The following is a 12,027-nucleotide window of genomic DNA, read 5'->3' as shown; positions in this document are numbered from 1 at the left end:
ATCAACTTGCGCCTGCATGTGTGGATGCACTCAATCGGATTCGGGCTTTCATGTCGATCTACAAACTGAAATCTTCGTTTCAGGCCGTCCTTCGCCCGCTTGTCGGACGGCTGGCGGCATCAGGGGTAACAGCCAATCAGGTGACCGTGGGTGCGGCACTTGTTTCCGTTGCAATCGGTGCGTTGTTGCTGGTTCAGCCGCTGCCGGGGCTGTTTGCACTGGTGCCACTGTGGATGTTTCTGCGCATGGCCTTTAATGCCGTCGACGGCATGCTGGCGCGTGAGCATGGGCAGCAATCTGCCCTCGGTGGCTACCTCAATGAAATTACAGATGTGGTGTCGGACGCAGCACTGTACATTCCGTTTGCATTGGTCGCGCCCTTCTCGCTCCCATGGATTGCGACCATTGTTTTCCTCTCGGTGCTGACGGAGTTTGCCGGTGTGCTGGGTGTCGCCCATGGCAAGGGACGAAACTACGAAGGGCCGATGGGAAAAAGCGACCGTGCACTGTTGTTTGGGGCAATTGGTCTGCTGGTGGCGATGTTCGATACGCTTCCTGAGTGGATGTGGCACCTCCAGCCGATGGCCTGTGTGCTGTTGATCTGGACGGTGGTCAACCGGGTGCGGACTGGCCTGCCAGATCGGGATACATCAGATATCTGAGATCGTGGGTGCCGCGAAAACGGCACGCCTGCGACTTTCCTTAAGCGTAATCAGACATTCGTCAGTCACCAGCACAGGCTGGGTGACTGACGGCTTTTCATGGTGAGCAAGTTCTGGTGCATTACAGGATGTCACTCGAATTTTTCATGAGCGTCCGCCATGCCTTTGACCCAGTAGCCGGAGGCCTTGGTCCACGGTAGGGCATGCCCGCGCTGTTCAACGAGATAGCGACGCACGTCACGCGTCACTGACGCTTCGGCAGCAACCCAGACAAAGGTGTGCGGCGCGATTTCGATCTGTTCAAGTGCTTGAAGCAGCAGGTCCGCCTTGGCGGCATCGCTGAGTGGCCGGTAAACCCAATGGATGTTCACCTCTGCCTTTGAGGTAAAGTCTTGCTTTTCCTCAGGTCCGGTAATTGCAATGACCGCAGAAATCCGTTGGCCCGGCAGGGCTTCCTCTATGCGGCGGCCAATTGCCGGGAGCGCTGTTTCGTCGCCAACCAGCAACCAGTTGATGATGTCTGGCGAAACGACCGCAGAGCCCTTGGGGCCGCCAATGGACAAGACGTCACCGATCTTGGCATTCAGTGCCCATTGGGTCGCGGGACCTGCTTCATGGATGGCAAAATCAATGACGACAGTGCGTGACGACGTATCGTAACGCCTCGGCGTGTAGTCGCGGCGTTCAGGGGCGCCGCCTGATGTCGGAATGAAGATCTTGATGTGGTCGTCGGCTCCGAGGCTGACGAAGTCCGAAGCGTCATCGCCCTTCAGCGTGATGCGCAGCATCGCCGGAGTGATATTGTCTTTGGCGATGACGGTGAGATCACGTCGCTTTAGTTCGTGACGAATACGGTCAATTTTCGGAGAAGAAGTAAATACGTCGGTTGTCAAAATGTATCCCTTTCAGAGGCCGACGGATCGATCTGCAGGACACAGCCGCGCAGATCAGAACCGGGAAGCCCGTTTTGATCATGCGCGTTGAGTTACGTTAACGCTTACGTGCCAAGGAACCTTGGCAGTATTCTGTTTAATTAGGGCGGTGGGCTGCGATTTGCAAGAGTCTGGTTGTCTCCAAACTTTCCTTCTGCCGGCATTTGATGGCCTGGTCGATACTCTCATGCGGATAGGCAGCCTTCGGATTTTTTACCGGAAATATCCCCACGTAAAACCGGCCTTGCACCCGAAGAGTACACGGCCGGTTTCATTAGTTTTATGATCAACCGACTGCGAACGGAACGGTCACAAAGCTCTGGTCGCTGCCGCGCTGGATGAGCAACAGAACGGCCTTTCTGCCTGTCTTGCCAGCAGTTGCCACGGCCATCTTGGCTTCCTGGGCTGTCTTGACCGCATGCTGATTAACCGAGAGGATCAGGTCGCCTGCCTGCAGGCCAGCTTCCGCTGCCGGCTTGTCAGGTGCGACGCTTGCAACGACGGCACCAGTTTCATGTTCTGGCAGGTTAAGGGCCTGACGGACCTGATCATTAACATCGGCAAGGCCAATGCCAATGGTGGGAAGCTTTTGCGCTGCAGGGCCACCCTTGTCCTGATCGGTCGAAGCCTGTTGTTGGTCCTGGCTGTTCTGGCCGATCGTCAATTGCAGGTTCTTGCTGGCACCCTGCCGCCATACCGTCAGGTTTTCCTTCGAGCCAGGGGTCATGTCTGCAACCATACGCGACAGGTCGCGTGGTGAAGAAATGGCCTGACCACCAAGGGCTGTGATCACGTCACCGACCTGGACGCCAGCCTTCGCAGCAGGGGTGTCATCGTTCACGCTGGCCACCAGCGCGCCTTCAGACTTTTCGAGCCCAATTGCATTGGCAATATCGGCAGACACTGGTTGGATCTGCACGCCGATAAAGCCGTGCTCAATAGAGCCGTCCTTCATCAGCTTTGCCACGACCCGCTGGGCCTGATCCGAAGGGATGGCGAAACCGACGCCGACACTACCTCCGTTTGGTGAGTAGATCGCCGTGTTGACGCCGACGACACTGCCGTCGCTATTCACAAGAGGACCACCAGAGTTACCGTGGTTGATTGGTGCATCGATCTGGATGAAGTCGTCATAAGGGCCAGAATGCAGGTCACGACCGCGTGCCGAGACGATACCCGCAGTGACCGTCGTGCCGATGCCGAACGGATTACCGATCGCTAAGATCTGATCCCCAAGCTTCAATTTGTCGGAATCACCCCATGACACGGTGGCGAGTGGCGTCTTAGACTCGATCTTCAGGACCGCAAGGTCCGACTTTGGATCAGCCCCGATCAACTTTGCTGGCAGTTCCGTACCATCATCGAGAGTGACCTTGATGTCGATGGCATTGTCGATCACGTGGTTATTGGTAACGATGTAGCCATCCGACGAGATGACAAAGCCTGAGCCGAGGGCCTGGGAACGCTGCGACTGACGCTGCTGTGGCATTGGCATGCCGCGCTGCCCGAAGAACTGCTTGAATTGATCGTTGAAGGGCGAGTTTTCACCAAAAGGTGAGGTTTCGCCCGAAGCGACGGATTCGGTCTTCATCGTTGTGGTGACGGTAACGACGGCAGGCTTGTCTGCAGAAACGATGGAGGCAAAAGAGCCTGCCGGTGCAACGATACCGCTGACTGCCGGGGCGGAGGACGGTGCTGCGAAAGCAGTATTGCTGCCGAGGATGACCGGTGTTGCCAATGGCACCGCGATAATGGCGGCCCCGAGCAGGGCGAGGACGCGATTTCTGTGAAGGATATTCGACATGATCATTCTCACTCTCTTTTAACACCGGGACAGGCAATGGCTTCCCATCGCCAGGGCGAAGGGCTCTGGCGGGTTCGGATTGTGTCGCGGTACGGTTTCAACGGAAGGTTTTGCGCGCCTAATCGCAAACGCGGGCGCGGTACATGTCACCCCAGGCGTTCTGTCGCCAAACAACATGGCAGGCGGGATAATGTGAGGCATATATTGGCGCGCCATAGGGGCCGGGAGGAGGCCCATATGGCACTACTGCGTAGGCTGGCGGGCCATAACCCGACGCGTGATGGCCGTTGGCAAGCAACGCCCCACCAATCATAGCGCCCGCGATACCCGCAACGAGACCGCGGCCGAAATTATTGCGTGCTTCGGCCTGGGAGGCGGTGGCGAACGCTGAACCAGCAATCGTCAAGGCGACCAGTCCGGTGGTGACGAATGTGTGTAATCTAGTCGTCATGGTCCTGATCCTTTTTGAATGGTCGACGCCTTGTTTCGCGACCATGGGATAGACATTAGACGAGTGTGGATTACCGTTGGATATCCGCCGGATTAAAGGTTGGTAAGTTTTGCTTGAAATTCCAAGCCGAATGAAATGGCTTTTATGCTGGAGTTTGTCGCGGATTTACGAGAGCCCTGCTGTCGAGGGGTGGTCACAGCGTCTCAGTTCTTGGCGGATGACGAGAACTGCGTCCACACCGTCTCCGGTATCGTATCGGACAATCCGGCAATCGCCGCGCGAATGCGGGACGGACGTGCGCTTCCCAAAATCGCAGACGTCACAAGCTCGTCTCTCAACGGAAACTGCGTTGCAGCGGATGCAATGTCTACGTCCGCTGATGCGGCAACCTCGCGCGCGCGATTTGCGATGAAATCGATCTCGTCCATATTCCCAGTGGGGCGAACGAGAGTACCAGAGTTGAACAGGCTGCCGACGATCAGTGGTGTGGCGGACTGTCTGCACATGCCGAGAACACGCGTGCCGACTGTGCGATCAAGGAGTGTATAGCGGCCGTTGATAAGCAGGCAGTCAAGCTTCACTCTCTGCATGATATCAATGCATGCCCCAACATCACTGACACCCAACCCAAATGCAGCGATGTCGCCGCTGGATCGCAACTCCTCCATGGCTTTTATGCCGCTATCGAGAAATTTTGGGAAATGCCTGCGGTATTCCAGCAAACCGAGCGTTTGTGGATCGAGGTCGTCGACAAGCAGCAGATCAATCTTGGCGAGGCCAAGCCGGGCCAAGCTGAACTCGTAGGACCGCATGATGCCGTCATAACTATAGTCGAACGTGATCTCGAAGGGCATAGGGCCTGTCGCAGCCGACTTGGCGGGCTTTAGAAGTTTGCCGACCTTGGTGGACAGCACATAGTCATCGGGTCGGATGTCGCGAAGGAAGTCACCGACAATGCGCTCTGATATGCCGACGCCGTAACCGGGCGCGGTATCAAAATAGCGGATCCCCGCCTCCCAGGCGGCTGTCAGCGCTTCCGTGGCCTCTGCTCGATTGACACTTCTATACATGCCGCCGATGGCGGCACAGCCATAACCCAGTTCACTGAGTTCCAGCGATGTGTTACCAAGTCGGCGTTTGCGGATCATGTAGGGCATTCAATCAATCAGGTGGGTAGCCGTAAGTTGAGAGGATTTGGACATGTTATCAGTAGATTCGTCAACGAACTTCAGCGTGATCATGTCGCGTGCATTTCGGGTTCTTCAGTTACGAGCGATAGCGATTCCATTGACTGGACTATTTCACACGTAAATTGTCGGATTTGGGGACCTTCCTAGTGACGTGATTCCGTCAGGGTGACGGGTCGGATTCCATTTTTACCGGTCAACCATGACAATAACTGCAAAATTCGTCCGATTCTTTGAAAAAAATGCCAAAAGAAAGCTGTTATCGATCTTGGAATCGCCGCGAAAATGAGTATGGTGGCGCACGATTTTCGATTTTTAGCTCAAGAGGGGCAAATGCAAGTATTAGTGCGCGACAATAATGTCGATCAGGCGCTTCGAGTTCTCAAGAAGAAACTGCAGCGTGAAGGCATTTTCCGCGAAATGCGTCTGCGTGAAGCTTTTGAAAAGCCATCTATCAAGAAGGCTCGTGAAAAGGCTGAAGCTGTAAGCCGTCAGCGCAAGCTCGCTCGCAAGCAGCTGCAGCGCGAAGGCCTTCTGCCTTCGAAGCCAAAGAAGACCAGATAATTACTGCGACACGTCGTGGTATCGATTGGATTGACGGGCTGTGAAAACAGCCCGTCTTTTCGTCGTGGCCTTCGATATGGGATCTTTCGATCAATATCAGTTGTTCCGGCACGCTGAGTGACGGGGGCTGTTTTCTAACGACGGCATTTCTGTCTGCAAAGTTCGCCAGATATTCTAACGGCATCCATTCTTTCGGATCGTCGTGTGGATATTTGTTGCCTGCGCCTGTGGTGACGCAGGCGAGCAATCACTGTAGCTTGTGATGCGATTCTCCACATCTAACAGCAGTCCTATGGAAACCTCCCTTTATCTGCCCGTAAAAGACTTTCTCGAACAGGCAGGTTACGCCGTGAAAGGCGAAATTGGTGGCTGCGATCTCGTTGGCCTCAGCGATAGTGATCCGACCATCGTCGTGGTTTGTGAGCTGAAACTTTCCTTCAATCTTGAACTTATCTTACAGGCCGTTGACCGCGCCGCGGTTTCTGACGAGGTGTGGATTGCGGCTCGGATTTCAGCCAAAGGCAGAGGGCGCGAAGCGGACAAACGTTACAGAGATCTTTGCCGCAGGCTTGGGATTGGCATGCTCGGTGTTTCCGATGCAGGCGATGTCAGCGTTATCGTCGGCTCGGTTACCCCGATGCCGCGCACCAATCCGAAACGACGCTCCCGGTTGATGCGCGAACACCGCAACAGGCGGGGTGATCCTGCACTCGGCGGCAGCACACGCCAACCTGTCATGACAGCCTATCGCCAACAGGCACTCGGTTGCGCGGCCGCTCTGGCTGCAGGACCGTTGCGTGTTCGTGATGTCACGACATCAGTCCCGGACGCAGGAAAGATATTGCTTTCAAATGTTTATGGATGGTTTGAGCGGCTGGAACGAGGGATTTACGGTCTGACAGATGCTGGCCGCGACGCGCTTATACGCTGGCCGCAGAACACCCCCGACAAGCAATAGAACGCCTCGCTGTGCCGAATACAACGAGATAGGCATCGTACCGGCCAGCGGAATTTTGTGTGGGCGTGGTTAGATTCCCGACCCGTCAACTTCCAGCTCTTGTGTGTCTTTTCCTTTCCACGGAGAGGGCAAGCTCATGCGGTCAGGGTCTGCCGAGGGGATCGGCATCCAACACTTCAACTCGGGCTCGGCATATTCGATGATGCGGCCGGGAGCAGAATCAGAAGAGCGCCAGGCTTCGCCTCCGAACTGATCGCCATTTGACCAATAGGCGAGATCAACTGCCCCTGGCCCCTGTTCCGTGGGGCGGATGGTAACGAGAATGCGACTGCCGTCTCTCGGAGCGTTTCGCATATGTCGCCAGCGGTCTGGTTCGTCCATGTGTTCCCTCCTGTTTTATGAGCCCGAAGTTTCACCTCGCGATCTAAAACGGTCAATGTAAATTTTCCGACTTGTGCACCGTAGACTGCGGCAGAACGCTGCTTCGGTTGAGGTGTTCAACCGATCGCAAGCGTGCCAGAATTAAACAACGCCACGCCGCCTTAAGCGACCTTGATGATCAGCTTTCCAAAATTGCCACCGGTCAGCATTGCGGTGAAGGCGTCTGGTGCATTGTCGATACCGTCAACAATATCTTCGCGATATCGTAGCTCGCCTGCTGCCACGCGCGGACCGACCTCTGCAAGAAATTCGTCGAAATGATCTGCTGCAAATTCGGTCTGAATGAAACCACGCACGAGCAGGCTTTGCCGCAGAATTGCAGACATGGTCGCCGGCAACCGGTCATTATCGGATGTTGACGCGCCATTATAATGGGCGACAAGTCCGCACACCGGAACTCGTCCAAACTTGTTGAGCCGTGGCAGGACCGCATCCCAGACATGTCCGCCGACATTTTCGAAATAGACATCGATACCGTCGGGCGTCGCCGCCTCCAGTCGAGAGGCAAGATCATCGGAGCGGTGATCAATGACCGCGTCGAAGTGAAGCTCATCCTTCACATAGGCGCATTTTTCCGTACCACCTGCGATGCCAATCGCCCTTGCACCCAAGAGTTTTGCGAGCTGTCCGACCATTGAGCCGACAGGGCCGGACGCCGCGGCGACTGCAACGGTCTCGCCCGCTTTCGGCTGGCCGATAAATTTCAGGCCGCTCCATGCAGTGAAACCCGGCATGCCAAGTGCACCGACCGCGGTCGTCAGCGGTGCACCATGTGTCTCGACCCTTCGTAGAGCATTGCCATCCACGACCGCGTGGGTTCGCCAGCCGGTTCTACCTCGCACAATATCGCCCGGCGCGAAATTGCTGCTTCTGGATTTCAGGACCTCACAAATGGTTTCGCCTTCCATGATGCCATCAATGGGTACCGGCGCAGCATAGGATTTCGCATCACTCATGCGGCCCCTCATGTAGGGGTCAAGTGACAGGAACAGCACCCGAACTGTAACCTCACCTTCCTCTGCCTGCGGTAAGTCGACTTCCTCAAGCCGGAAATTTTGTGGTTTCGGCGTACCCACTGGTCGGCTGGCAAGAACGATCTGCTGAGATTTCATGAGGTGTTCCTCCGGAGAAACTTCCTGCGGGAAGTGGCAACAATATATCGGTGTGCGGCTTCCGCAATGCTTGATGGCTGATGTAGTGCCCGTGCTAAGGCTTTCTTTACGGCAGGACAAACGGACATCAAGGGCTATCGTTCCATGCCGTCACCGAGAGAAGTGGTGACGGCTTATCCCTCACGGTGGTTTGGATGACGGGGATCATCGTGCGGTTTTAGGAGAAAACGACGCGCAACTTCCCGGTAGCCATCATAGACCAGTCCACCATTGAGATTGACCAGAAACTCTCTGTGCCGACGATATAAACGGGGAATCTGGTACCAGGGAATACCCGGCCGTTTGTGATGAAGAACGTGGAGGTTGTTGTAGAGGAACAGCAGACCCAACAGTGGGCTGTTTTCGACAATTGCCGTGCGTTCATCATGGTGTTCGGCAAAGCGGTGCTCGGCGAAAGACCGTAATCTACTCAGCGCGGCGCCAAAATAAACAAACCCGAACAGATAGATCCAAAGCGGCATTTGGCAGACCAGGACCACCCATGTCAGCACCACGGCGACACCCAGACTATGCCTGCCCCAAATAAATGCTCTGCGCCGGTCTCCGGCACGAATGAGCAAAAACTCCAGAAACAGAAAACTCAGGATCATCACGGCAGGGCCAATGGTGAGGCGTCCCAGAAGTGTCATATTGAGATTTGACAGCAATTTGCCGGATGAGCCCAAGCGCTCCCACGCTGCCTGCGTATAATAGGAGGACTCCGGGTCCTCGATTGGATCCGTCAGGTGCTCGTCGCGGTGGTGGAGCAGATGACCTTCCTTGTAGATTGCATAAGGCAACCACAGGGAAATCGGCGGCCAACCAACCGCATCATTGATTGCCTGTAGCCGTGTGGGATGTCCGTGCATGACTTCGTGCTGCAAAGATCCCTGCCATGCCACCAGCCAGCCGCCCAGCGCCATGACGACAAGCAGAGGCAGCGATTGCCAGAACCATGTCAGGCAAATGAAGCCGCCGTAGATGACAATTGTGAGAATAGCCGTCTGCCATTCGACGCGTGCGATCGACGACTGGCCAATGTGAGACAGGGTAGAATGGCGGGACATGGCTGCTCCGGCATTGGTAAATGCTGTTGGAATTGACAGCCGAAATATAGGTCGCGCAACGTCCTGACGCGCCATATGACTTTGCGCAACGGAATTGAAAAACGGAAAACTAGTTTGCCGATGATGGTTCACAGGAGAATATCAATTCTACCAAAACCATAGATTATGCGATCTAATCCTGACCATAGAGGCATATACGGCACAAAGCCGCTTTGGACAGGGGACATCAATGACACTGAATTCAACACGCCGACAGTTTCTCGCGGGCGGCGCCACCATTGCCACTGTGGTCGCTTTCGGAGGTATCAGCCCGGCCTTTGCCAATGCTGACCGTACCAAGATTACCGTCCGCGTGGAAAAGGATCTCGTCAACCTTGATCCCGCCAACCGCTCTGGCCCGATTGACCTCAATGTCATCTGGTCTGTGCAGCAGGGGCTGATTTCCTTCAAACCCGGCTCAACCGAGTGGGAATTGGACGCCGCAGAAGAACTTGAGCAGGTCAGCGACACCGAAATCCGCTTCAAGCTGCGATCCGGCCTCGCCTTTACCGGCGGTTATGGTGATCTGACGGCGGAAGACGTAAAATTCTCCTTCGAACGTTTCATCAAGCCTGACGCCGAAGGCAAGTCCGTCACCTACGCAAAGGATTGGTCGGCACTGGATCATGTGGAGGTTACCGGTCCGCTTGAGGGGCGTATCATCCTCAAGACCCCGGCACCGGCACTCTACACCATTGCGCTGGCCGATGGTTCTGGCCGTATCGTTTCCAAGAAGGCGTTTGAGGCTCTTGGCAAAGACTTTGCCACCAAGATTGTTGGAAGCGGCCCTTACGTGTTGAAGGAATGGACGCCGCGCGAACAGTTCGTCCTTGAGATCAACCCGGATTACAAGGGGCCGATCAAACCACATTTCCAGCAGATTGTCGGCAAGCCGATTGGCGAACAGAAGACGGCTGAAATAGCCTTCCAGTCTGGCGAAATCGACTTCACCGCCATCGACCCGGAAAACGGCAAGACGCTTTCCGCGCTGCCGGACGCAAGCGTTACGGAAATTCCCGCGATCGATTACGTCTGGTTTGGGCCGAATATAGAAAAGGCACCGTTTGGCGACATCCGGGTACGCCAGGCAATCCGTTATGCTGTTGATGTCGATGCCATTCTTCAAGGTGCCTATTCCGGCATTTACCCACGTGCCAACGCACTTCTCGCTCCAAGTTTGCTCGGTGCATGGAAAGACGCGCCGGTTTACAAACGTGATCTGGAAAAGGCGCAGGCCCTGCTTGACGAAGCTGGCCATTCCGGTGGCTTCAAGACCAAGCTGACGGTTGAAGCTGGCGCCCGTTACGAGGCAATCGCACAGATCATTCAGGCAAATCTCGCCGATGTTGGGATTGAGGTGGAGATTGAAGCGCTCGAATCGGCGGCCTATTGGGCACTTGGCAAAAACGACGCCAGCAAGGATCTCGAACTTTCGCTGGTCAAGTTCAATGGCAAGTTCGACCCAGGTTTCCAGACGCAGTGGTTTACGTCGGAACAGGTCGGCCAGTGGAACTGGCAACGTTACAAGAACGCCGATTATGACGCCCTGCACCAGAAAGGTGGCGTCACCGTTGCTCCGGCAGAGCGGGAAAAGATCTATATCGAGGCGCAGAAACTGCTGGACGAATCCGCAGCCTTTATCTGGATCACTCACAATCTCAATGCCTTTGCCTCACGCAAATGGCTGAAGCCCGGTGTGCTGCCGAACGGCAATAACTGGCTCTATACGGCCTTCACGGACGCGGCGGTCTGAGCCTGTGGCGACCAAGAACAAATACAGGGAGGCGCTGCGATGAGCAGCGCATCTCTTCAAAGCCATCTGGTTTTCAAGCTGGTGACAGCGGCTCTCGCTGTCGCCGGCTCTGTTGTTTTGTTAATTGCGTTGACACGACTGATCCCCGGCGACCCGGCAACCGTCATTCTCGGTTCGCGTGCTACGCCTGAAACCGTTGCAGCATTGAACGCGCGCATTGGCCTCGACAAACCGCTGCAGATGCAGGTGTTGACATTTTTCAGTCGACTGATCGTCGGCGATCTGGGCCAGGACGTCTTTAACGACCGACCAGTTTTGCAGCTGGTGGCGGCGGCCCTGCCCAATACGGTTGCCCTCGCCATCTCGGCGATGCTTCTGGCAATTGCCATTGGCGTGCCGCTCGCGCTGATATCTGCCCATCGCCCAGGTGGCCGCATAGACCGGTTGATCGCCTTTGTCAGCGTGGGTTTTATCTCGACACCCAGCTTCGTTGTTTCGGTGTTCCTACTGATGATTTTCTCGGTCAAGCTCGGATGGTTTCCGGTTCTGGGCGCGGGAGAACGTGGGGATACATTGGATCAGCTCTGGCATCTTGTGCTTCCGACACTTGCGCTCGCTGCTGGCTGGGTGGGTTACATTGCCCGCCTGCTCCGTTCCTCGCTGCTGGAAGTGCTGAGTGAAAGCCCTATCCGCACGCTACGCGCCTATGGTGTCAGTGAAGTCAAAATCCTGATCAAATACACGCTCAAACCGGCAATTTTGCCAACCATCGCTGTGCTTGGCATGGGATTTGGCGAACTGTTGGGCGGGGCAGTTTTTGCCGAGGTTATCTTCAACAGGCCCGGCCTTGGCTCCCTCATCTACGATTCCATCCGCACCCGCAATTATCCTGTTGTCCAAGGCGGCGTGTTCGTGATCGTTCTGCTCTATGTGCTGACAAATCTTGTTGCGGAGCTATCTCAAACACTCACCGACCCACGCGAACGTTCGCGGCTGGCCCGCAAAAGTGAGCCTTGAG

12 protein-coding genes are annotated in these 12,027 nt (G+C 55.6%); 5 read left to right on the top strand and 7 right to left on the bottom strand.

Annotated features, from left to right (window positions below; all coding sequences use genetic code 11):
• Positions 1 to 50 precede the first annotated feature (50 nt).
• Positions 51 to 662 carry a CDP-alcohol phosphatidyltransferase family protein gene (locus M2418_RS18645; RefSeq protein ID WP_259148459.1) on the top strand — a complete coding sequence of 204 codons (612 nt, stop codon included), beginning with the start codon at positions 51 to 53 and terminating at the stop codon, positions 660 to 662.
• 131 nt (positions 663 to 793) lie between these two features.
• Here the strand turns inward: M2418_RS18645 and M2418_RS18640 are convergent, their stop codons facing one another.
• The 4 genes from M2418_RS18640 to M2418_RS18625 all read right to left on the bottom strand — a co-directional run bounded on the left by M2418_RS18640 (position 794) and on the right by M2418_RS18625 (position 4,997).
• Positions 794 to 1,555: a siderophore-interacting protein gene (locus tag M2418_RS18640; RefSeq protein ID WP_259148457.1), complete on the bottom strand. Its 762-nt coding sequence runs from the start codon at positions 1,553 to 1,555 to the stop codon at positions 794 to 796.
• A gap of 325 nt (positions 1,556 to 1,880) precedes the next feature.
• The gene (locus M2418_RS18635; protein WP_259148455.1) at positions 1,881 to 3,398 is read right to left on the bottom strand and encodes a DegQ family serine endoprotease; all 1,518 of its coding nucleotides are present in this window, start codon (positions 3,396 to 3,398) and stop codon (positions 1,881 to 1,883) included.
• 118 nt (positions 3,399 to 3,516) lie between these two features.
• Complete coding sequence (locus tag M2418_RS18630) at positions 3,517 to 3,849, bottom strand: hypothetical protein (protein WP_259148453.1); 333 nt, start codon at positions 3,847 to 3,849, stop codon at positions 3,517 to 3,519.
• Between the two features lie 203 nt (positions 3,850 to 4,052).
• Entirely contained in the window at positions 4,053 to 4,997 is a 945-nt protein-coding gene (locus M2418_RS18625) for an aldo/keto reductase (protein WP_259148451.1), read from the bottom strand.
• A gap of 372 nt (positions 4,998 to 5,369) precedes the next feature.
• Between M2418_RS18625 and rpsU the strand changes: the two genes are divergently transcribed.
• Both rpsU and M2418_RS18615 read left to right on the top strand, forming a co-directional pair.
• Positions 5,370 to 5,600 carry a 30S ribosomal protein S21 gene (gene rpsU, locus M2418_RS18620; protein ID WP_192490802.1) on the top strand — a complete coding sequence of 77 codons (231 nt, stop codon included), beginning with the start codon at positions 5,370 to 5,372 and terminating at the stop codon, positions 5,598 to 5,600.
• 292 nt (positions 5,601 to 5,892) lie between these two features.
• The gene (locus M2418_RS18615; protein ID WP_259148448.1) at positions 5,893 to 6,558 is read left to right on the top strand and encodes a DUF2161 domain-containing phosphodiesterase; all 666 of its coding nucleotides are present in this window, start codon (positions 5,893 to 5,895) and stop codon (positions 6,556 to 6,558) included.
• Between the two features lie 69 nt (positions 6,559 to 6,627).
• Here the strand turns inward: M2418_RS18615 and M2418_RS18610 are convergent, their stop codons facing one another.
• The 3 genes from M2418_RS18610 to M2418_RS18600 all read right to left on the bottom strand — a co-directional run bounded on the left by M2418_RS18610 (position 6,628) and on the right by M2418_RS18600 (position 9,217).
• Complete coding sequence (locus tag M2418_RS18610) at positions 6,628 to 6,939, bottom strand: hypothetical protein (protein WP_250983968.1); 312 nt, start codon at positions 6,937 to 6,939, stop codon at positions 6,628 to 6,630.
• Positions 6,940 to 7,100: 161 nt separating this feature from the next.
• On the bottom strand, positions 7,101 to 8,111 hold the full coding sequence (locus M2418_RS18605) for an NADP-dependent oxidoreductase (protein WP_259148446.1): 1,011 nt from the start codon (positions 8,109 to 8,111) through the stop codon (positions 7,101 to 7,103).
• A gap of 173 nt (positions 8,112 to 8,284) precedes the next feature.
• Positions 8,285 to 9,217 carry a fatty acid desaturase gene (locus M2418_RS18600; RefSeq protein WP_259148445.1) on the bottom strand — a complete coding sequence of 311 codons (933 nt, stop codon included), beginning with the start codon at positions 9,215 to 9,217 and terminating at the stop codon, positions 8,285 to 8,287.
• A gap of 229 nt (positions 9,218 to 9,446) precedes the next feature.
• On the opposite strand from M2418_RS18600, the gene M2418_RS18595 reads away from it, so the two are divergent.
• Entirely contained in the window at positions 9,447 to 11,009 is a 1,563-nt protein-coding gene (locus M2418_RS18595) for an ABC transporter substrate-binding protein (RefSeq protein WP_259148443.1), read from the top strand.
• 39 nt (positions 11,010 to 11,048) lie between these two features.
• Positions 11,049 to 12,026, top strand: a complete 978-nt coding sequence (locus tag M2418_RS18590; RefSeq protein ID WP_259148441.1) for an ABC transporter permease — start codon at positions 11,049 to 11,051, stop codon at positions 12,024 to 12,026.
• The last annotated feature ends 1 nt before the right edge of the window (position 12,027 follow it).

This window comes from Rhizobium sp. BIGb0125 (assembly GCF_024810055.1).
Lineage (GTDB): Bacteria > Pseudomonadota > Alphaproteobacteria > Rhizobiales > Rhizobiaceae > Agrobacterium.
The sequence above is the reverse complement of the archived record's forward strand: the minus strand, read 5'-3'. Positions and strand labels throughout refer to the sequence as shown.

Bases quoted from the DNA above. Each gene is read 5' to 3' on its own strand.
- M2418_RS18630 (WP_259148453.1), bottom strand. From the start codon at position 3,849: ATGACGACTAGATTACACACATTCGTCACCACCGGACTGGTCGCCTTG.
- M2418_RS18595 (WP_259148443.1), top strand. From the start codon at position 9,447: ATGACACTGAATTCAACACGCCGACAGTTTCTCGCGGGCGGCGCCACC.
- M2418_RS18605 (WP_259148446.1), bottom strand. From the start codon at position 8,111: ATGAAATCTCAGCAGATCGTTCTTGCCAGCCGACCAGTGGGTACGCCG.
- M2418_RS18625 (WP_259148451.1), bottom strand. From the start codon at position 4,997: ATGATCCGCAAACGCCGACTTGGTAACACATCGCTGGAACTCAGTGAA.
- rpsU (WP_192490802.1), top strand. From the start codon at position 5,370: ATGCAAGTATTAGTGCGCGACAATAATGTCGATCAGGCGCTTCGAGTT.
- M2418_RS18635 (WP_259148455.1), bottom strand. From the start codon at position 3,398: ATGTCGAATATCCTTCACAGAAATCGCGTCCTCGCCCTGCTCGGGGCC.
- M2418_RS18610 (WP_250983968.1), bottom strand. From the start codon at position 6,939: ATGGACGAACCAGACCGCTGGCGACATATGCGAAACGCTCCGAGAGAC.
- M2418_RS18600 (WP_259148445.1), bottom strand. From the start codon at position 9,217: ATGTCCCGCCATTCTACCCTGTCTCACATTGGCCAGTCGTCGATCGCA.
- M2418_RS18615 (WP_259148448.1), top strand. From the start codon at position 5,893: ATGGAAACCTCCCTTTATCTGCCCGTAAAAGACTTTCTCGAACAGGCA.
- M2418_RS18645 (WP_259148459.1), top strand. From the start codon at position 51: ATGTCGATCTACAAACTGAAATCTTCGTTTCAGGCCGTCCTTCGCCCG.
- M2418_RS18590 (WP_259148441.1), top strand. From the start codon at position 11,049: ATGAGCAGCGCATCTCTTCAAAGCCATCTGGTTTTCAAGCTGGTGACA.